Source organism: Arthrobacter sp. S41, from assembly GCF_004320535.1.
Lineage (GTDB): Bacteria > Actinomycetota > Actinomycetes > Actinomycetales > Micrococcaceae > Glutamicibacter.
Map to the genome: position 1 here is coordinate 802,273 of NZ_SIHY01000001.1, position 20,962 is coordinate 823,234.

Annotated in this window: 17 protein-coding genes and 4 tRNA genes; 5 read left to right on the top strand and 16 right to left on the bottom strand. The window is 53.7% G+C overall.

Going from position 1 to position 20,962, the window contains the following annotated elements; translation table 11 throughout:
• Positions 1–17: 17 nt before the first annotated feature.
• On the bottom strand, positions 18–758 hold the full coding sequence (locus EYR88_RS03680; RefSeq protein ID WP_131088372.1) for a CbiX/SirB N-terminal domain-containing protein: 741 nt from the start codon (positions 756–758) through the stop codon (positions 18–20).
• A gap of 36 nt (positions 759–794) precedes the next feature.
• Positions 795–1,556, bottom strand: coding sequence for an SDR family oxidoreductase (locus EYR88_RS03685; RefSeq protein WP_131088373.1), 762 nt, complete (start codon positions 1,554–1,556; stop codon positions 795–797).
• A 244-nt stretch (positions 1,557–1,800) separates the two neighbouring features.
• Between EYR88_RS03685 and valS the strand changes: the two genes are divergently transcribed.
• Positions 1,801–4,419, top strand: a complete 2,619-nt coding sequence (gene valS / locus EYR88_RS03690; RefSeq protein ID WP_131088374.1) for a valine--tRNA ligase — start codon at positions 1,801–1,803, stop codon at positions 4,417–4,419.
• Between the two features lie 321 nt (positions 4,420–4,740).
• On the opposite strand, the gene EYR88_RS03695 is transcribed toward valS, so the two are convergent.
• The 13 genes from EYR88_RS03695 to EYR88_RS03755 form a co-directional block, all read right to left on the bottom strand.
• Positions 4,741–5,748, bottom strand: a complete 1,008-nt coding sequence (locus EYR88_RS03695) for a hypothetical protein (protein ID WP_131088375.1) — start codon at positions 5,746–5,748, stop codon at positions 4,741–4,743.
• A 498-nt stretch (positions 5,749–6,246) separates the two neighbouring features.
• The gene (locus tag EYR88_RS03700) at positions 6,247–7,131 is read right to left on the bottom strand and encodes a hypothetical protein (RefSeq protein WP_131088376.1); all 885 of its coding nucleotides are present in this window, start codon (positions 7,129–7,131) and stop codon (positions 6,247–6,249) included.
• 232 nt (positions 7,132–7,363) lie between these two features.
• The gene (locus EYR88_RS03705; RefSeq protein WP_131088377.1) at positions 7,364–7,972 is read right to left on the bottom strand and encodes a DsbA family protein; all 609 of its coding nucleotides are present in this window, start codon (positions 7,970–7,972) and stop codon (positions 7,364–7,366) included.
• A gap of 48 nt (positions 7,973–8,020) precedes the next feature.
• A complete protein-coding gene (clpX, locus tag EYR88_RS03710; protein ID WP_131088378.1) occupies positions 8,021–9,313 on the bottom strand; it encodes an ATP-dependent Clp protease ATP-binding subunit ClpX in 1,293 nt (430 codons plus the stop codon).
• 168 nt (positions 9,314–9,481) lie between these two features.
• Complete coding sequence (locus tag EYR88_RS03715) at positions 9,482–10,141, bottom strand: ATP-dependent Clp protease proteolytic subunit (protein ID WP_131088379.1); 660 nt, start codon at positions 10,139–10,141, stop codon at positions 9,482–9,484.
• Between the two features lie 46 nt (positions 10,142–10,187).
• Positions 10,188–10,784: an ATP-dependent Clp protease proteolytic subunit gene (locus EYR88_RS03720; RefSeq protein ID WP_131089775.1), complete on the bottom strand. Its 597-nt coding sequence runs from the start codon at positions 10,782–10,784 to the stop codon at positions 10,188–10,190.
• Between the two features lie 246 nt (positions 10,785–11,030).
• Positions 11,031–12,365 carry a trigger factor gene (tig, locus tag EYR88_RS03725; RefSeq protein ID WP_131088380.1) on the bottom strand — a complete coding sequence of 445 codons (1,335 nt, stop codon included), beginning with the start codon at positions 12,363–12,365 and terminating at the stop codon, positions 11,031–11,033.
• Between the two features lie 87 nt (positions 12,366–12,452).
• Positions 12,453–12,527, bottom strand: a tRNA-Pro gene (locus EYR88_RS03730).
• 157 nt (positions 12,528–12,684) lie between these two features.
• Positions 12,685–12,759, bottom strand: a tRNA-Pro gene (locus EYR88_RS03735).
• A 142-nt stretch (positions 12,760–12,901) separates the two neighbouring features.
• Positions 12,902–12,976 (bottom strand) — tRNA-Pro (locus EYR88_RS03740).
• A gap of 578 nt (positions 12,977–13,554) precedes the next feature.
• Positions 13,555–13,625, bottom strand: a tRNA-Gly gene (locus EYR88_RS03745).
• Positions 13,626–13,800: 175 nt separating this feature from the next.
• The gene (locus EYR88_RS03750; protein WP_131088381.1) at positions 13,801–14,781 is read right to left on the bottom strand and encodes a DNA glycosylase; all 981 of its coding nucleotides are present in this window, start codon (positions 14,779–14,781) and stop codon (positions 13,801–13,803) included.
• 2 nt (positions 14,782–14,783) lie between these two features.
• Positions 14,784–15,257 carry a ribose-5-phosphate isomerase gene (locus tag EYR88_RS03755; protein ID WP_131088382.1) on the bottom strand — a complete coding sequence of 158 codons (474 nt, stop codon included), beginning with the start codon at positions 15,255–15,257 and terminating at the stop codon, positions 14,784–14,786.
• A gap of 286 nt (positions 15,258–15,543) precedes the next feature.
• Between EYR88_RS03755 and pepN the strand changes: the two genes are divergently transcribed.
• The 3 genes from pepN to EYR88_RS03770 all read left to right on the top strand — a co-directional run bounded on the left by pepN (position 15,544) and on the right by EYR88_RS03770 (position 19,162).
• Positions 15,544–18,084: an aminopeptidase N gene (pepN, locus tag EYR88_RS03760; protein ID WP_131088383.1), complete on the top strand. Its 2,541-nt coding sequence runs from the start codon at positions 15,544–15,546 to the stop codon at positions 18,082–18,084.
• A gap of 91 nt (positions 18,085–18,175) precedes the next feature.
• A complete protein-coding gene (locus EYR88_RS03765) occupies positions 18,176–18,652 on the top strand; it encodes an OsmC family protein (protein ID WP_131088384.1) in 477 nt (158 codons plus the stop codon).
• Positions 18,653–18,661: 9 nt separating this feature from the next.
• The gene (locus EYR88_RS03770; protein WP_347559254.1) at positions 18,662–19,162 is read left to right on the top strand and encodes a globin; all 501 of its coding nucleotides are present in this window, start codon (positions 18,662–18,664) and stop codon (positions 19,160–19,162) included.
• A gap of 70 nt (positions 19,163–19,232) precedes the next feature.
• Here the strand turns inward: EYR88_RS03770 and EYR88_RS03775 are convergent, their stop codons facing one another.
• Positions 19,233–19,892 (bottom strand): hypothetical protein, encoded by a 660-nt coding sequence (locus EYR88_RS03775; RefSeq protein WP_131088385.1) that lies wholly within the window; start codon positions 19,890–19,892, stop codon positions 19,233–19,235.
• Between the two features lie 174 nt (positions 19,893–20,066).
• Between EYR88_RS03775 and EYR88_RS03780 the strand changes: the two genes are divergently transcribed.
• Positions 20,067–20,960, top strand: coding sequence for an acyl-CoA thioesterase II (locus tag EYR88_RS03780; protein ID WP_131088386.1), 894 nt, complete (start codon positions 20,067–20,069; stop codon positions 20,958–20,960).
• Positions 20,961–20,962: the final 2 nt, after the last annotated feature.

Genomic DNA, 20,962 nt, shown 5'->3' on the forward strand with positions numbered 1-20,962 from the left:
ATATGACCGCTCAATGACTAAGAAGTTAGAACTTCGTCATTTGGCGTCACATAACCGGCCGTTTCTAACGTCTCTTTAAGACGCATAAGGAAACATTGAGCAATAGTTACGTCAGGTAACAGCGGTCTTGTCACAACGTCTGCACCCGTGCTAGCGAGTTTGTGCTGGAAGTACCCGTCGGCCAGCAATGAGCTAAGTACAACCACCGGTCGCTTCATTGCGTCGTCCACCACTTGAGCTATTTGTGGTTTGGCCCCGGCGCAATAACCGACCAGCACTTCACGATTCAGAATCTGCGCGATTTGGCTGGCAAGGTCTTGCGCCTGAATCTGACCTACTTCTAAACGGGTCCCGGCTGCGGCCAAGACGAGTACCGGATCATTGTCCAAATGTTGTCGTGCGCGACTGGCCAGCACCTGTGCCAATTGTGGCAAAGGCCCTAGTGGACCGGCTGCAACCGTGTTTTCACGGGATTGCACTGCCTGTGCAATATCTGAGGTTGTGTGTACTCCGTCCGAGACCAGCAGCGGCAAGATCACTGCTGGTTCGGAATCCGGCAAGGCGGCGACTACATCGTCCAGCGACGGTTGTTGCACGTCGACATATGCTTCATGCCAAGCGAGCTTAACCTGCAATTCTTCCTTGGCTAGCGCTTCAAGCTGATCTCGTAAATCGTGGATCAGTTGTTGGCCATTGGCGTTGTCGGTGCCATGAGATGTTGCAAGAACGTGAATCGTGCGCGGGGTTGATTGGCTCATTAGGTTGGTCCTCACCGGTGGGATGCGAAACGTTTGTTACGCGTTGCGAATTAGCTTGTGGTTAGCAGCCTGCGCCTGCGGACGAATCACGATTTCATCCAGGTTCACGTGGGCTGGTGCACTCACCGCGTAGCGGATCACCTCGGCAACGTCTTCGGCGGACAGCGGATTTTCCACACCGGCGTAAACACTGTCTGCGGCGCTTTGGTTGCCAAGGCGTCGAAGCGAAAATTCCTCGGTCTGCACAAGACCAGGCAAGATTTCGATGACTCGAATACCGTTTTCAACTTCCTCAAGACGGAGCGCTTTGGTCATGGCACGCTCGGCTGCCTTGGCTGCGTTGTACCCACTGCCACCCTCATAGCTGGCCAACGCCGCAGTTGAGGTCACGTTCAGCACGGTGCCACGAGCTTGGCGTAGTTGCGGAAGCAACGCACGGGTCAGGCGCATAGTTCCCATGACATTTGCCTGCCACATGAATTCCCAATCTTCATCCACTGCTTCGGCCCAGTACTCGGTGCCGCGTGCGCCACCAGCACAGTTAATCAGTGTGTCTGCACCACCTGCTACCTGCACAGTTTTTGCTAGAACATCAACATCTGTTTGGACGCTCACGTCAGCAGGTACCGAAACTGCTCCGGTTTCCTTGGCCAGGGCCTCCAAACGATCAGCCCTGCGTGCCACGGCAAATACCGTCCACCCCTGATCACGAAGTGCTCGAACAGTTGCTTGACCAATTCCGCTGGAGGCACCAGTGACCACGGCGGAACGAGGAGTTTTAGTTTCAAAGTTATCCATGCTTCTAACTGTAGGACTAGTTGATTACCAGTTGGTAAGGCATGAATTTCTCTTACGTTTCAACACGGTAATTATTTGTTCTGTTACACAGTTTGAAAATGCCCAAATCAACGTGCCGTAGACCAAGCGTCTACCTTTAGGCGCAAAGCCCTGCGAACAAAGGGCGGAAGTACTCCTAGTCTTCGTGGCGCAGGCCATGACAACGAATGCCAAGGCACTGCTCAAAACATGAAAGAATAGGGATATGGCAGAAGACAACTTGGGCACAGACACGCCCGCAACAGTTACCGTTCCTGAAAAGCCCGCTTTGGAAGGCTTGGAAGAACGTCTTTCGTCCCGGTGGCGCACCGAGGGCACCTATCACTTCAACGAGGACACGACCCGCGAGGCCGTCTACTCCATCGACACTCCCCCACCAACGGCGTCCGGTTCCCTGCACGTAGGACACATGTTCTCCTACACCCAGACCGACGTCTTGGCTCGTTACCAGCGCATGACTGGCAAGAATGTTTTCTACCCACTTGGCTGGGATGACAACGGACTTCCAACCGAGCGCCGTGTACAGAACTACTTCGGCGTCCGTTGCGACCCGACCAAGCCGTACATCGAGGGTTACCGCCCACCAGAAAAGCCGGCGAAGAACCAGCGTGACTGGGATGTCATCAGCCGTAAGAACTTCATTGAGGTCTGCGAAGAACTAGCCGTTGAAGACGAAAAGGTCTTTGAGCAGCTCTTCACCACCCTTGGCCTGTCCGTGGACTGGCGCATGACTTACCGCACCATTGACGACAACTCACGCGCCGCCTCACAGCGCGCCTTCTTGGACAACTTGAACAAGGGCGACGCCTACATGGCCGAAGCTCCAACCCTGTGGGACGTCACTTTCCGCACCGCAGTGGCACAGGCAGAACTCGAAGACCGCGAGATGCCTGGCGCTTACTACCGTTACGCCTTCAATGCAGAAGATGGCGAGCAGGTCTTCATCGAGACCACCCGCCCGGAACTGCTTGCTGCTTGTGCTGCCTTGGTTGCACACCCCGATGACGAGCGTTACCAGCACCTATTTGGCAAGACCGTTACCTCGCCAATTTTCGGTGTTCCAGTCACCGTGCATCCACACCCATTGGCTCAGGCCGATAAGGGTTCAGGCATTGCCATGGTTTGCACCTTCGGCGACTTGACCGACGTAACCTGGTGGCGTGAATTGCAGTTGCCAACTCGTCCGATCGTTGGCCGTGATGGCCGCATCCTCTCAGAGACCCCAGAGTGGATCACCACCGAAGCTGGCAAGGAAGCCTACGCTCAGATTTCGACTAAGACCGTCTTCTCGGCTAAGGAAACCGTTGTAGAGATGCTCTCCGAAGCAGACCTACTTGACGGTGAGCCTAAGAAGATTTCCCGTCCGGTGAACTTCTTCGAAAAGGGCGACAAGCCTTTGGAAATCGTCACCTCACGTCAGTGGTACATCCGCAATGGTGGCCGTGACGAAGAGCGTCGCAACCAGATGATCGCTCGCGGCAAGGAAATTGATTTCCACCCGTCGTTCATGCGCTCGCGCTACGAAAACTGGGTTTCGGGCCTCAATGGTGACTGGCTGGTTTCCCGCCAGCGTTTCTTCGGCGTCCCAGTACCAGTGTGGTACCAGGTCAACGAACATGGCGAACCAAACTACGACGCTCCAATCCTGCCAACCATCGAGCAGCTTCCGGTTGATCCGGCCGCCGATGCTCCGACTGGTTACTCCGAGGATCAGCGCGGTGTGGCCAATGGCTTCATTGGCGACGCAGACGTTCTTGATACTTGGGCTACCAGCTCGCTGACTCCACAGATTGTTGGCCGTTGGGGTCGCGACGACGAGTTCTTCTCGAAGGTCTACCCATTCGATCTGCGCCCACAGGGTCACGACATCATTCGTACCTGGCTGTTCTCCACCGCGGTTCGTGCAGATTCACTGCACGATAGCGCACCGTGGAAGCATGCTGCGATTTCGGGTTGGATCTTGGATCCAGACCGTAAGAAGATGTCCAAGTCCAAGGGCAACGTCGTAGTACCAAACGAAGTTCTGGACAAGTTTGGTGCCGACGCTGTGCGTTACTGGGCTGCCAGTGCCAAGCTTGGTGCGGACACCGCGTACGAGATCAACCAGATGAAGATCGGTCGCCGTCTGGCGATCAAGATCCTGAATGCCTCGAAGTTCGTACTGAACTTGGGTGCCACCGACGCTAACGTCCTCACCGACGATGCTGCAGTAGTCACCAATGGTCTTGACCGTTCACTGTTGGCTCGACTGTCCACCGTGATCGAGGACGCCAAGCGTGCCTTCGATAATTACGATTACGCTCGTGCGTTGGACATCACCGAGTCATTCTTCTGGTCGTTCACCGACGATTATGTTGAGCTGGTCAAGGATCGTGCCTACGGCGGTCACGGTGAAGCTGAGCAGGCCAGCGTGCTGGCAACTCTAGCCACCACACTGGACTCCGTTCTGCGCCTGTTTGCACCGTTCTTGCCATTCGCTACCGAAGAGGTTTGGGGTTGGTGGCGCACCGGGTCGGTTCACCTGACCCAGTGGCCAAGCACCGATCACTTGGCTTCGGCCGTTGAAGGCGCGGATCCTGCGATCTTGCCACTAGTTGGCGTTGCTCTGTCGGGTATCCGTAAGGCAAAGTCCGATGCCAAGGTTAAGCAGCGCACCGAAGTTCTCTCCGGAGAAATTCACGCTCCAGCCGCTCAGGTAGCTCAGCTTCGTGCTGGTTTTGAGGACTTGAAGTCCGCAGCCAACGCTCGCGAGCTGACCTTGGTTGAAGCTGAAGGCGAGCTTACCGTCACCAACGTAGAGTTGGCTGAAACCGAAGAAGCTTAGTCTCAAGCCAAGAAAGTCCGGTTGCCATTCCCACTATTAGTGGAAATGACAACCGGACTTTTCTTTGCCCTTACTACTCCCCTGATGAGGACTCCGAGTCTCCTGAGGGAGAAGGTCGAATCAACTCTCTGGGCAAAGCAACACGACGTCGTTCTTCCGTGAAGTGCTTCTTCTGTTCGTCGACGCTTTCTTCTAGGCGATGCCTTTGGGCGGGGACTTGGTTCCCATCCTTTGACGAGTGTTCTTTTGGCATCATCCCTACTTCCTTTGACCTAGTCCGGCGAAAGGCCCCATCGCTTCCTTTCGCCGGCGGTTGGTCGCTTAGCTCTGTGCGTTCTGGTAAGCCTGCTGGATTACTGAACCCCAGTATGGTCCGAACATGGTGTTTCGAACAGTGTTGTAGCCGAAGCTATTTACAGAGTTCTGGTAACCCGAAGAACCGGATCCCAAGAACCATGGTCCACCGGAAGAACCGCCGGTCATGGTGCAAGAAATACCCTGTGACTGAGTTTGACCGAATGGGTCATCAGTTGCGGTGCCTGAGCAGGACTGGAGAGTTTCACCGTTGAATGGTGAAGCTGCTGGGTAACCGTAGGCCTTGTAGGCCATACCTCGTGGCTGGTTGAAGGCGACACCTGAAGCACCTACGGTGTCAGTCAGGGTGACTCCACTGCTGTTGGAGACCACTGCAAAGCCAGTGTCGTAAGTGATGTCACCGCTGCCGGACCATTGCGAGGTGGTGACCAATTCTGTCGCAGCGAAAGTGCCGTACGGAGTCTTGCCGTTCTCGTAGGCTGGTGCGAAGACCCAACGCGTGGCAAAAGCTCCAGGGCCTTCGTTCAAGCAGTGACCGGCAGTGGATACCGTGGATTCGTTTGACGAGACGACAGCGTTGCCGGAGCAAACGTAGTCAACCCCACCGAGGGTGAAGAAGACTTTGCCGATGTGCGAAACTGGGGTCTCCTGGTTGGCACGCGTCTTGCCACCAGTGGTGCTCTTCAAAGATCCGGCGTTGGCCTTGGCTGCATGGCCTGGAACCTTGGCTGCGTTACCCGTGTCTACCTTCGCAGCGGATCCTGATTTTCCTTTGACGAGTGAATCGGCGCTCTTTGCAGCTTTCATTCGATCGGCAGTCCAGTAATCAATCGCGGTATCTGCTTTTTGAGAAGGTATCTTAATCGACTGGATATCGTCGTTGGATCCGTGAGGGGCTGCGGTGGCCATCGGTGCGGTGCAGAGCATCAATGCTCCGGCGAAAAGTGCGGCTCCAGCCAACTTGTGTCGGCCTTTGAGTTTCGATGAATCCGCTTTTAGGGTACGAACTTGCACGATATAACTCCTTGTCCAGTGGCACATGGCCACTAACGATGGGGGTGCTTTAGCACTCGTGCAAATTAGTCAAACACACACTTCACACAAATTCCATAGGAATCTTTTCCTCCGCTGAAAACTGACACATCAACGAATTAGCGTCAGATTGTGAAGTAACTCATGCTGGTCACAGCTATCGACATCGCGCTGTTCTAGGCCCATGATCCGGTAAATAAACTTTGCGATATTTCGAGTCAAGGTAACTTCAGCCCGAAAATCCGGATCTTTCGCTGCTAGACCGCCACGCAACGCGGCACCATTGGTGGCAGTCACCCTTGTGCTGGAATTATGAAACAAAAACTTCGGTATCGGGTACTTTGTTGTCAGTCGGGGCTAGATCCTGAGCGAAAAAAATATCCTGATTTAGTGTTCAAAAACGGACTTATTCACACTTACCACTACCCATCCCCCGGCCACACGCACCTACAACCGAACAAGATCCGTACTGAGCAGCGCCTATCGGTCCTGTATCTGAGCCATTGACTGGTGGCGGTTATAAGACCGAACGAGCGGCACAGAGGCGACACCAATAATCCCGGAGACAATTGCGGTCACCAACAGCGCCATAGATAAACCGTGACTCACCTGGTCAAAAATTCCCCGCGCTAGCTCCCGACTGAAGTGCGAGAGAAGTCGTTCTCGTACATAATCAGGGATAAGGGTCCTAAGGGCTATGTAGCTAAGGCCTGTTGTCACGGTCAGCCAAAGGCATGCCTTAGAAAAGTACCGGGGAGCTAAAACAACTCCAGCTAGAAGTACAGCAGCATTAATGTAAATGCCCCACGGGCCAAGTGTCTGGATCATGAGATAGATCTTCTGCAGGGCGGGTAAGGCGTTTTGTTGAACCAGATCCAGGGTCCATGAGAAATTCCCAACCGAGGGCAAGCCCGGAATCCCTATGCCGCTGAGCGTCTTTGTTACTCCGGAGAGAACATCGTCGAGCTGGAAGGTGAGCTTGCCGGCCTGATCTATCTCTCCGGCATCCGGCTCTGTAAATACCCGGTCGGTCGTTTCATGGCTACTTCGTAATGCCGTCTGCCAAGTTGCTGCAAAGCTGTCGGATTGCACTACGCGCAAGGCACTGTCTTCGATCGCCTGATCGGCTTTGTCTGCCAATTGTTCTGCAGGAATCAACTGGGACAAGAGACCATCACCGGTCACTGCCTTGATTCGATCTTCAACCTGCAACTGATCCGAGATCGACGCCGTGACTTGCTCCGCCACGAGATCCTGTAAGCCCTGGTTCTCGGCCAGCGGTCCAAGCGTGTCTACGAACCCATCGGTGTCAGTGATATGAGTTGACGCCCAAAGGCCACCTATTGAGATGGGAGCAATGAGCACACCAAGAATGATACAAATGCTGGATGCTACCCGGCGCCAGAGTGGAGGCTGCGAGCTAAAGACCACGATGAATTCCTTCGCGAGGAGACTTGGCTGATCGAATCGGCAGTTAGCAACACTGATAAGCCGAAGACTAGTGACACATTTTAGCAATGGTCGGTAACTCGCTAAAGCGTTGAAGGACGCTCCCTGGCTAAGAGGAAACGTCCTTCAAATGACTAGGTAGTCAGACTTACTCGAAAACTGGGCTCTCGGTGCGAGTACGCTTCATTTCGAAGAAGTACGGGAACGAGGCTAGCTGAGCGGCAGCGTCGAACAGCTTGCCTGCCTCTTCGCCAGTTGGAATTCGGGTGATTACTGGACCGAAGAACGCTACGCCATCAACTGCGACGACCGGCGTGCCAACGTCCTGGCCGACCTTGCTAATTCCGTTTTCGTGGCTTGCACGCAAGGCCTCGTCGTTGGCATCAGTGTGCGCCGCTTCAGCAAGTTCAGCAGGAAGACCAGTCTTTTCGAGAGCCTTCTTGATGACTTCATCTCGATCGGTGATCTTCTCATAGTGGAGAAGCTCGCCCATTGCGGTGTAAAGCCCGTCAACAACTTCTTGGCCATGCTCCTGTGCTGCCTTGATGACAACGCGCACTGGGCCCCACGAGGAGTCCATCATGGAACGGTAATCCTCTGGAAGGTCGCGGCCCTCGTTGAGTACCGAGAGGCTCATGACGTTCCAAGTAACATCAATGTCGCGTACTTTTTCTACTTCTTTGATCCAACGGCTAGTTGCCCACGCGAATGGGCAGATTGGGTCAAACCAAAAATCAACGTGCTGGCGTTCGGCCATGGAATCCCAACTTTCCTGAGAAAAATAATCTAACGATTGTCTAGCGGACTACGCGGACTTCTTGTCGCGCTTGGCCACCATAGCGTGTGAGAGCATTGCTGGCTCTTCGCCGTCGAGAACGGTGCCACGGGTGACAACAACTTCTGCAACGTCTTCACGGCTAGGAAGATCAAACATGACTCCCCCAAGCGTTTCTTCGAGAATTGAGCGCAAACCACGTGCACCAGTTTCGCGTTCGATGGCCTTCTCAGCCACTGCATCAAGAGCAGACTGATCGAAGCTCAAAGCGACGCCGTCCATTTGGAACATCTTCTGGTACTGCTTGAGCAGCGCGTTCTTTGGTTCGGTCAATACTCTGACAAGAGCTTCCTTGTCCAGGTGCTCAACAGTAGTGATGACTGGAAGTCGACCAATGAATTCTGGAATCAAACCAAACTTCAGCAGATCTTCAGGCCGTACATCAGAGTACGATGCGGTCTCGCTCTTCAGTGCCTTGAGGGGTGCACCGAATCCGATACCCTTCTGACCGGCGCGGGAAGAAATGATTTCTTCTAGTCCGGCGAATGCACCGGCAACGATGAAGAGAATGTTGGTCGTGTCCAACTGAATAAAATCTTGATGCGGGTGCTTGCGCCCGCCCTGTGGTGGAACAGCTGCAATGGTTCCTTCGAGGATCTTCAGCAAGGCCTGCTGCACGCCTTCACCCGAAACGTCTCGGGTGATCGACGGATTCTCGCTCTTACGGGAAATCTTGTCGATTTCATCGATGTAGATGATGCCGGTTTCGGCCTTCTTAACATCGTAATCGGCAGCCTGAAGCAGCTTCAGAAGAATGTTTTCAACGTCCTCGCCAACATAGCCAGCTTCAGTCAAGCTTGTGGCGTCGGCTACAGCAAAAGGCACGTTGAGCTTCTTGGCCAACGATTGCGCTAGATAAGTCTTGCCACAACCAGTTGGGCCAATGAGCATGATGTTCGACTTGGAGACTTCAACTTCGTCCAGTGGGTCATCATTGGTCAGCGCAGCCACGGGACCATGGTCCTGGTTTCCGTGAATTCGCTTGTAGTGGTTGTAAACAGCCACCGAGAGAGCGCGCTTAGCGTTCTCCTGACCAATCACGTATTCCTGCAACGAATTAAAGATTTCGCGAGGCTTGGCTAAGGAGAATTCCTCATGCACCTGCTCCTCTGCAAACTCCTCCGCAATGATTTCGTTGCAAAGCTCGATGCATTCAGTACAGATGTAAACACCATGGCCTGCAATTAGCTTCTTAACCTGCTTTTGACTCTTCCCGCAGAAAGAGCATTTCAGTAGATCTGAGCCTTCACCCATGCGTCCCATCGCACCATTCTCCCGTTTACTTGAGTAGCTGTGGACTTACTCAATTCTAGGCTAGTTGTACCCCAAATTAGATGAATATGGCGGTTTACCTGTGTTGCGCCACTTCACCTTCGTAAAGTGGCGTCCTTGGGTAAACCGCCATTCATCGGGGATTATTCCGTTTAAGTGCTAGCTACCCAGCTGAGCACGGTTTAGCTTACGTGGAGTCAGTACTTCATCCACGATGCCGTAGGCCTTAGCTTCCGAAGCAGTCATGAACAAGTCACGCTCAACGTCGTCACGAACCTTCTCTACTGCCTGGCCCGAATGCGAAGCAAGAGTTTCTTCTAGCCATGAACGCATGCGCATGACTTCTTCTGCCTGAATCTGCAGATCGCTAGCGGTACCGCGTTCGCCGCCACCCATTGATGGCTGGTGGATCAGCACACGAGCGTTTGGCAATGCAAGGCGCTTGCCTGGAGTACCGGCGGCCAGCAGCACTGCAGCTGCGGAAGCTGCCTGACCCAAGCAAACCGTCTGAACTTCTGGACGGATGAACTGGATCGTGTCGTAAATTGCTGTCATCGCGGTGAACGAGCCACCTGGCGAGTTGATGTAAAGGGTAACGTCTCGTTCTGGATCCATGGATTCCAGGACCAGCAGCTGAGCCATTACGTCATCAGCAGAAGCATCGTCGACCTGTGCACCGAGGAAAATGATGCGGTCTTCAAATAGCTTTGCGTATGGATCCTGGCGCTTGAACCCGTATGGGGTGCGCTCTTCGAACTGAGGAAGAATATAGCGAGCCGATGGCATCTGGCCACTTACGGCTTCAGGATTGAAGTTCATGGTTTTCTCCTTGGACAAATCTTTGGGAATGAAGTGGTGGGCTCGGCTACTTAGGCTCTACGCCGCCGCCACCGGTGACAGACCCGGCATGCTTAGCAACCTTGTCAACAAAGCCATATGCCAGACCTTCTTCAGCGGTGAACCACTTATCACGCTGGTTATCAATCAGGATCTGCTCCACGGTCTGACCGGTCTGCTCAGCGGTCAGTTCACTCATGACCTTCTTCATGTGCATGATCAGTTCAGCCTGGATCTTGATGTCCGAAGCGGTACCGCCAATGCCACCGGAAGGCTGGTGCATCAGGATACGTGCGTTCGGAGTCGCGAAGCGCTTGCCTGGGGTACCCGATGAAAGCAGGAACTGTCCCATCGAAGCAGCCAAACCGGTTGCTACGGTGACAACATCATTCGGGATGAAGTTCATCGTGTCGTAGATGGCCATACCTGCAGTGATCGAACCACCTGGGGAGTTGATGTACAGGTAGATGTCCTTCTCAGGATCTTCTGCAGAGAGCAGGAGCAACTGCGAGCAGATGGCATTCGCATTGTCATCGCGGACTTCGGAGCCCAGCCAGATGATGCGCTCCTTGAGCAAGCGGTTGTAAATGTAGTCGTCGCGGCTGGCCGGGTCAACGGCGGCCATCGTAGGAGTGCGCGAATCATTTGACATGTTCTCTACCTCTTCCAAACGTGTAGATCAGATTCTGGAATTTTTATTTCTAATCCCAAAGCTGCAACTGGTTACTTTGAGATTACTTACTTCAAGGCTTTCATGGGACGTTTCATGCCCGTGTTTCGCTCACGGCGCATGATGCACGCCGGGAGCGAACAAAAATGGCCATTGACCGCCTTTTAGAGGCGGCCAATGGCCATTGGAGAGTAGTGAAAACTACTTTGCTTCTTCGGTTTCAACCTCAGCAGCAGCTTCGTCTTCACCAGCTGGCTTCACGAAGGAAGTCAGGTCCACTGCTTCACCGTTGGAATCGGTGACCTTAGCGAACTCAAGAACCTTTGCAAGTGCCTTGCGACGACGAACCTCGCCCATAAGCATTGGAACCTGGCCGGCGCCGTCCAGCATCTGAGCGAACTGGTTTGGCTCCATGCCGTACTGACCTGCGGTCTGAACGATGTAATCGATCAGCTCGGACTGCTCAACGCCAACTTCTTCAGCATCTGCAACTGCATCCAAGATGATTTCGTTCTTGAAAGCACGCTCGGTGTTTTCGCGAACCTCGGTGCGGTGCTCTTCGGTGTCGTGACCCTCTTCAGCGTCAGGAGCGTTGAAGTGCTGCTCGATCTGCTCGTCGATAACCGAAGCTGGAACAGGAACCTCAACAAGCTCAACAAGCTTGTCCAGAACCAATTCGCGAGCCTCTACGCCCTGCTCAACGGTCTTGCCTTCTGCAGCGTCCTTAGCAAGGTTTTCGCGCAGTTCAGCAATGGTGTCGAACTCGGAAGCAAGCTGAGCGAAATCATCGTTAGCTTCTGGAAGTTCGCGCTGCTTGACAGCGTTGATAACAACCTTGACGGTTGCGGACTTGCCAGCGTGCTCGCCGCCAGCAAGGGTGGTTTCGAAGGTTGCATCTTCGCCAGCGGACAGGCCGGTAACAGCCTCGTCCATGCCCTCAAGCATGTTGCCGGAACCGATCTGGTACGACAGGCCCTGTGCGGAGTCAACCTCTTCGTCCTCAACCTTTGCGGTGAGGTCGATGGTGACGAAGGAGTCTGCAGCTGCTGGAGCTTCAACTTCCTTCAGGGTGCCGAAGCGACCGCGAAGGTCGTCGAGAGCCTTCTCGATGTCCTCGTCAGCAACTTCCTTGGCTTCAACAGAAACTTCGAGGCCCTTGTAGTCCGGAAGTTCAACCTTCGGACGGATATCAACTTCGAGGGTGAAGACCAGCTGGCCTTCGCCTTCCTTCTCGATGGAAGGAAGCTCAGTGATATCAACCTCTGGGCGGGACAGTGGGGTCAGCTCGTTCTCAACCATTGCCTGCTGGTAGAAGTCGTTCAGACCTTCGTTAACAGCGGTTTCGATGACGTAGCCACGGCCAACGCGCTGATCGATCATGCGAGTTGGAACCTTGCCCTTACGGAAGCCTGGAACCTGGATCTGCTGTGCGATGGTCTTGTACGCCTCATCGACGCGGGGCTTCAGTTCCTCGTAAGGAACCTCAACGGTTAGCTTCACCCGAGTCGGGTTGACGTTTTCAACGGCGCTCTTCACAGCGTTGTACTCCTGAGTGTCTAAGGATTAGGTTTTATCTGCAAAAAACCCCGCAACATGGTGGCGTTGCGGGGTTGTTCGACAGAGTCGGGGTAACAGGATTCGAACCTGCGACCTCACGCTCCCAAAGCGCGCGCTCTAGCCAAGCTGAGCTATACCCCGATTAGCAGTGAACAGTCTAACCCGAGTCATCCTGTATCCACTAATCGTTTGTGATGCTTACTAGTTGCCTTTGACAGTTCCTAGTGATCACAAGATCTAAATAATATTTAGCTCTCAATTTTCATGAGCTGAAATCCAAGAATTTCTACTCATAAAGTCGGGGTAACAGGATTCGAACCTGCGACCTCACGCTCCCAAAGCGCGCGCTCTAGCCAAGCTGAGCTATACCCCGAAAGTCCGTTGGTTCACAATTTTCATTGTGAGCTGCATCGAACTGATAGGTTGTGAATCCACCCAAGAAGTAAATCCTGTGGATTCTGGTGATCTGACTACTCAGATCTATTTTCATGGCTGAATTATCTTCAGCCATAAAGTCGGGGTAACAGGATTCGAACCTGCGACCTCACGCTCCCAAAGCGCGCGCTCTAGCCAAGCTGAGCTATACCCCGATAAAGTTTGGAAAACCCGACTTCATCTGGACTTTCCGTCCTGTGTTCAACTCAGGAATCATTTATTTCCCGTGCTGATCACAAGAAACTAAGTTACACGGGTTCGAACCAAAAGCAAAATCGAAACCCACGCATGTCGAAGATTCATATCCGCGTGAATCCGCGGATATACGGTGATTACTTATGTCAGAAGCCAAACTTAGGTGGTTCACGTGAGTTGAATAACAGAATTTTGACGCAAAAAGTTCTTCAGCCGGCTGGAGCTGGAGGCGACATGTTTCGCAAACTGGACCTTAGATAACCAATGCACCGCATGAACCCGGGGCCTCATAGTTTGAGCTGTGCCACCAATCCCCCGGCCAATAGGCTCGAGAGTAATGGCGATCGCACCATGCGCACCGTGTGTACCGTGTGCACCGACAGCAGTCAGATCTAGCACCAGCTCCTGCGGACCCAGACAGGCGCCGGTTCAGGCACTGCAAAAAACGAGCCACGATTAGTCACTCTGCAGCACAGGCGGAAACTTCGACACGACAAAAAACTCCGACTCTCAATTGAGAGCCGGAGCATTTGGTCCGAGGGGATGACGGGAATCGAACCCGCGTAATCAGTTTGGAAGACTGAGGCTTTACCATTAAGCTACATCCCCATTTCGAAGCTTTTCTCGCTTCGAACAAGATTGAGTCTAGACCATAAAAGATGCGCTTTGCAAATCGGGGATTCCCGTTCTCACTTGGAGGCACTCGAATAGCATCTGAATTGTGCATCTCAAAGCAATACACGCCGACACGGCGAAGAAAAACTATTCTGCTCGTCTCATCAACCTAAGTCGTCCAATACTGAGCTAAATTCTTTCTCGGCATTTTCTGGCATCTCGGGCACCAATAAAGTTTCCTGGCGGCAACCTCAGTCAAAGCAATGTTGCCGCTGCAGCGACGGCATCCGAGTCCCTGGCGTTGATATACGTAGTACGCGTTATCGGGCCAAAGGGGAATTCCGGCTTGTCGATCTTCGGGGTAGGTCGTGATGATTTTTCCATCACGCACACCGTCTTCCATGATCGCGACTATGTCGTACCAGAGCTTTCGAGCTTTTTGCGAAGACAGCTGATTGGCAGGTAGCTCGGGGGCGATGCGGTTGCGGAACAACGACTCGGCACGGTAGATATTGCCAACCCCGCTAATCAGGCTTTGATTCATTAAAGCGACAGCAATGGGCGTTTTGGTCTTCGAGAGGTTCTCCCGAAACTCAGAGTAGCCACTGGCTAATACGGTGTCCGAGTCCAGCAGCGCTTCAGCTGACTTGGTGGCCCGAAATTCATTTGCCGCACGGGCTAGCGGATCCGGTCCCAAGTTATTTAGATGTTTCTGAACCTGCGGATATTCAAGCACCTCGCAAGCAGTCGGTCCTCGCAGATCAGCCCAACCGTGCTCAGAAACAATCCGCGCTCGGACTGCACCCACAGGTTCCGGTGGTCCAAGATACTGCCTCGCGCAAACTTCTGAGCGCGTTTCCGTCTCGCCAATCTTCCGAGGTGCGCCAATGGAAGAAGCACCGCTGAAGTGTTCGTCTCCCCCAAAGCTAAACGCACCGTAGAGTCCGAGATGAACTCTGAGGTACAAGTCATTGGAGAAGCGACAGAACAATTGCTTCCCCTTGGCAAAGGCGACTTCTAGTTCGTAGCCATCGATACGCGCTGCATCAGATGCGAACCTGCCCTGCGGAGAAGAAACGTGCACCACTTGCCCACCAAAGACGTCGTCAAATTGGCGGGCAAGTCGGTGCAGGGAGTGGCCTTCAGGCACGACTAGTCAATAACCTCGCCAGTGGTTTCGTACGAGGCAATCTTGCCGATTCGTCGTACGTGGCGTTCTGCATCGCTAAACGGCTCAGCCAAGAAAGCTTCGATTAGTTCTGCGGCTTCTTCAACCGAGTGCTGGCGTCCGCCAACGGCAATTACGTTGGCATCGTTGTGCTCACGCGCCAACTTGGCGGTATCCAAGTTCCAGGCCAAGGCGGCACGAATGCCTTCAACCTTGTTTGCCGCAATCTGCTCACCGTTGCCGGAGCCACCAAGAACGATGCCTAGGGAATCCAATCCTTCGCGCTGTTCCTTGACTACGGCCTTGGCAGCGTTGATGCAGAACGCAGGGTAGTCATCCTCAGGATCGTACGACTCTGGACCATGGTTGACCATTTCATAGCCTTTGCCAGTCAAGTACTTCACCAAGTAGTCGCTGAGCTCTAATCCGGCATGGTCTGTAGCAATATGCACGCGCATAGTCTGTGGCCTCTTTTAGCTTGGAGGGGTCATTTACTTTCCTATACAGCTTAGCGAGGTCCGATGAGCTCCTTGCCATGTTCCGATGATCTGGCAGTAATATCGGCAGGATTTCTCACGGATTGAGACTCAAGCCACCAGGTTTCTAGGCGATATGGGGCATTTGCGTAAATTGTTCCAGAGATGGCTTGCTTTACACCCCGCCAGAAGTGACACAATATACAAATATTCAGTATCCGTTTCATAACTGTCTCGGACGCACACTTCATCAAGAACTGGAGACCCAATGCCAGGAATGAACCTCACCCGCGCTGAGGCAACCGAACGCGCACGACTGCTCAACGTCGACAGCTACGAGGTTAGCCTGGACCTCACCCGCGGTGAGCGGGTATTCACGTCCAAAACCACGGTACGATTTAGCGCTACCGAAGGTGCTTCAACTTTCATTGATGCTGTCACCGACAATGTGCGCTCGATCAACCTCAATGGGGTCGAGCTAGATCCAGCAACCCATTCCGATGGCATCCGCATTCAGCTTCCCAACCTTGCCGAGCAAAACGTCCTGGTTATTGATGCAGACGCGCTGTACATGAACACCGGCGAAGGGCTACACCGCTTCGTCGACCCAGTGGACCAAGAGGTTTACCTCTATACCCAGTTTGAAGTTGCCGATTGCCGTCGCATGTTCGCCGTGTTCGAGCAGCCAGACCTTAAGGCGACCTTCCAGTTCACGGTGACCGCGCCGAAGTACTGGAACGTTGTTTCCAATGCTCCAACCCCAGCTCCACAAGAGCAGGGCGAAGCGGCGACTTGGGCCTTTGCCCCGACTCAGCGAATTTCCTGCTACATCACCGCGCTTATCGCTGGCCCCTACCAAGTAGCCCGTGACTCGCTGGTCTCCTCTAGCGGACGTACCGTTGAACTCGGCGTTTTTGCTCGCGCATCCATGATGGAATACCTGGACGTCGAAAATATCGTGACGATCACCCGTCAAGGTTTCGAGTTCTACGAAAAGAACTTCGGCACCCCTTACCCATTTGAGAAGTACGACCAGCTGTTCGTGCCTGAATTCAACGCAGGTGCCATGGAAAATGCCGGCGCTGTAACCTTCCTTGAAGAATATGTGTTCCGTTCTCGTCCAACCGGAGCGATGGTAGAACGCCGTGCCATCACCGTGTTGCACGAATTGGCGCACATGTGGTTTGGCGACCTCGTCACCATGAAATGGTGGAACGACCTGTGGCTCAATGAGTCCTTCGCCGAATTCATGTCGACCTTGGCTGCGGCTCAGAACACCGAGTTCACTAGCGCGTGGACCACGTTCAATACCTTGGAGAAGAACTGGGCTTACCGCCAGGATCAGTTGCCTTCTACTCACCCGATTGTGGCACCAATCAACGATCTCGAAGATGTTGAGGTCAACTTTGATGGCATCACCTACGCCAAGGGTGCCAGCGTCCTGCGTCAGCTTGTTGCGTTTGTCGGCCAGGAAGAATTCATGGCAGGCGTGCGCCAGTACTTTGCTAAGCACGCATGGTCTAACACGGAGCTTCCTGATTTGCTCTCCGAGCTTGAAGCCTCCAGCGGTCGCGATCTCAGCGGCTGGGGCGCACAGTGGCTTGAGACTGCAGGTGTCAACACGCTTACTGCACAGATCAGCACCGATGATACTGGCATCATCACCGACTTCAGCATCCTTCAAAGTGCAATTTCCGACTACCCAACCCTGCGTCAGCACCGACTTGCGGTTGGGTTCTACAGCCTTGACGAAAATGGATCTTTGCAGCATGTGCACCGAGAAGAACTAGACATCTCGGGTGCCTCGACCCCGGTTTCGTCTTTGGTTGGGCTCGCTCAGCCTGACTTGGTGCTGCTCAACGATGATGATCTGACGTACGCGAAGATTCGTCTGGATGAACGCTCACTAGCGACCGCAACCGAGCACCTCAAGGACTTCCAAGAGTCCCTGCCTCGTACCCTAGTTTGGTCCGCTGCGTGGGACTCCGTGCGTGATGCTGAATCCCCTGCCAGCACCTACGTCCAGTTGCTTCTGAACAACATCGGGCACGAGTTTGACTCGTCCGTCATCATGGTGCTCTTGCGCCAGCTGAACACCTCACTGGATAGCTATGTGACCCCAGAAAATAGCAGTGAGCTCTCGATTCAGGCTGCGGATCGTTTGTGGCAGCTGGCCACTGAAGCTCAGGCCGGTTCAGATGCCCAGTTGCAGTTTGCCAAGGCCTTTGCGCACCGTTCCCGTAGCGCTGAACAGCTCGATACAGTTCAAAGCCTGTTCGACGGATCCAAGACACTGGACGGTCTGGTCATTGATACCGATTTGAAGTGGTCTTTGACCATCGCGCTGAGTGCCGGTGGACGTTTGTCCGATGAACAAATTGATGCAGTTCTTGCCACGGACGACACCGCAAAGGGTAAGGCCTCTTGGTACACCGCCCGAGCTTCACGCCCAACAGCAGAAGCCAAGGCCAAAGCCTTTGAAGCGGCAACCGCAGCGAAGCTGTCCAATGATCAGCAAAGCGCCGTCATCGCAGGGTTCAACAACACTCATGACAAGTCCCTGATCGCTGAATACGGTGAGAAGTACTTCGCATTGTTGGTCCATGCGTGGGAAAACTTCTCCCACGAAATGGCTAAGCAGATCGTGCTGGGCTTCTACCCAAGCTCGCAGGTGTCACAGGCTACCTTGGACACGACGCAGGCCTTCTTGGAATCTTTGGGCGACAAGCATCCAGCACTACGCCGCTTGTTGACCGAGTCCGCTGCTGATGTCCGACGCGCTCTAGCTGCACGCCAGGCAGATTTCTAAAACAACCGCTGAACTATAGGTGGGGATGCACGCTGAGCTCTCAAAGCTCATGTGTGCATCCCCATTTGGTTAAAGATGCGACAATAATTTCATGGATCTTTCGCATCATGAGTATCGCGTCAGCCTCGAATGGACCGGCAACCGCGGAACTGGAACTGATAGCTACCGAAGCTATGGACGGGACCATATTGTCAGCTCGCCGGGTCTTCCAGATCTACCAGGAACGGCCGACCCGACCTTCCATGGCGACAAGGACCGGTGGAATCCAGAGCAATTACTGCTTGCAGCATTGAGTCAATGCCACATGCTTTCGTATCTACACATTGCGGTGAATAACGGCTTGAAAGTTATTGGCTACACCGACACCGCGCAAGGTACTTTGCGCCTGAATGCTGATAACAGTGGCGAATTCACGCAAGCAGTTCTGAAGCCCGCGGTCAGACTGGCTGATGAATCTCAGCGCGAACTCGCGAACTCACTGCATGAACAAGCCAACAAAGTTTGTTTCATTGCTAGGTCTGTTAACTTCCCGGTACTTCATGAACCGGTCCTGCCAAGCAATTCTTGAGGAATGAATATGAGTGAAAACCCGCAAATCCCGCACAGCGTTAAGCAGGATCCTTTCAGCAAACCTCTCGTTTTAGGTGCATCAAGCCAAGAGTTTCTTGACCTAGCAGAGCAACCTGTAGACGCATCTTTGTACCCGGGAACGTTTTACCACGAGGTAGGCGGCCGAGAAGTATTCGCAAAATTGACCAAGAATTTCTATGATTCTGTAGCTCAGGATGAAGACTTCCGCACCATGTACCCGGAAAAGGATCTGCATCCAGCACAGGTACGGCTTCAGTTGTTCCTTGAACAATACTGGGGTGGCCCGACTACATATTCGGAGCACCGCGGACACCCGCGCCTACGAATGCGCCATGGTAACTTCATCGTAAACTCGCACTACCGCGATGTGTGGATGGGCCATATGAACAAGGCCATTGATCAGTTGGACCTGCCTCCACTGCACGCTGAGACGCTTCGAGATTACTTCGAACGCGCTGCACACTCAATGCTGAATACACCGGACTAATCCGGAGCTTCAAAAACTAATGGTCTGAAACCAATATTGGTTTCAGACCATTAGTTTAAACTTCGAGGATCTAACCCAGTAACGAGGACTGGCGCATTACCGCGTGCCCACGTCCGTTGCTCACGCGGTACCAACTACCCCTGCGCAATATTCGGCTCTGTCCATCTTTGGTCAGGAAGCCCAACGCATGCATCGCAAAGGCCGCGCCCAGTGGCAAGGGTGAATCTTGTCCCTCAATTTCGGAGGACCATACACGTTGGCGAATTTGCGAGATGACAGGCTTTCCCGGATTCTCTGGCAGCGCTTGAGCAACTGCATCAATTCCGGTTTGGGCGGCCCGGGATAGGTCAGCATCGGCAATAGAGCCTGAGTCTTCCCACTGCGACATCGGCACAGAAATGCCGGCCCAACGAGCTGTAGCTTCGACCGGTGGCACGGTGAATTCGACCGAACTATCCCCCATTCTTGCCAGTCGATCCTGCACTGAAGACAATGAGTAACTCGCATCTAGCTCAGCCGGCTGAGCCAGCCGGTGTACGCGCATGCCTAGAACGGTGTATTGACCCTGGCCCAATTCAGCAGGAACTAGAACAGGTACGTAAACGGCCAGCGCGGTTCCTCGGGCAACAAATAGCGCCGCGTCATCTTCAATAGTCTTGGCTCGACTAATAAAGTTCGAAAGGTCACTGACGGAATTTACATCGTCAAAAATCAGTACGTCGCTTGCCATGGATTAATGTTCTCACGACGAGCATGCCCAATTTCCACGAATTAGCTCATGGCGTGAAGTCTGGTCAGGTAATCGTATAGTTTACGTACAAGCAGGTCCGCCCAATGAAGAGGGTACCTTCAAGTAACATTGGGTAAAGATCTGCACTACAAAGAACTTCAAGGAGTTTATGCCGTGACCGGAGACCTTGGTACCACTCAGGCACTACTGGACTTGCTAAATCTGGATGGGGAAAATCAGGCCCGAACCGACGAAGATATCTTTGTCGGTCGCATGCCCAAACAGAACCGGAAACGCGTATTCGGTGGCCAGGTATTGGCTCAATCTGTCATGGCCGCATCGCGCACCGTAGATTCCACTCGCGCTATCCACTCTTTGCACGGATATTTCCTTCGCCCCGGCGACCCTGAGCAGACCATTACCTTCGGGGTACAGCGCCTGCGCGATGGTCGTTCATTCTCCGCACGCCGAGTTCATGCCTACCAGAACGGCGATCCCATCCTTTCGATGATCGCCTCGTTCCAAGAACCAGCGCAGGGTTTAGAGCATCATGACCCAGCACCGCTGAACGCACCTGATCCAGAATCCCTGCCAACCACAGCTGAACTTGTGGGTCATCTGGATCATCCTGTAGCCCGGGAATGGGCTTTTGAACGCCCATTCGACGTTCGTCATGTCTCCGAGCCCATCTACCTTTCCGGCGACGAGACTCGTGGTGCCGATACGGCAGTCTGGTTGCGGACGACTTCGGCGATGCCAGACGATCCGACGATGCACCGTGCAGCGTTGGCGTACGCCAGCGACTACATGCTGCTCGAACCAATTCTCAAGGCACATGGACTAGCCTGGATCCATCCCGGGTTGAGCATCGCTAGCCTAGACCATGCCATGTGGTGGCACAGGGACTTCCGAGTTGATGAGTGGCTGCTCTACGTCCTCCACTCCCCTTCGGCTTCCTCGGCACGAGGACTTGGCACCGGGCAATTCTTCAACCGCGATGGTCAGCTCGTAGCAACAGTCGCGCAAGAAGGCATGGTCCGGCTTCCGGAATTTGGGACCAAGAAATAATC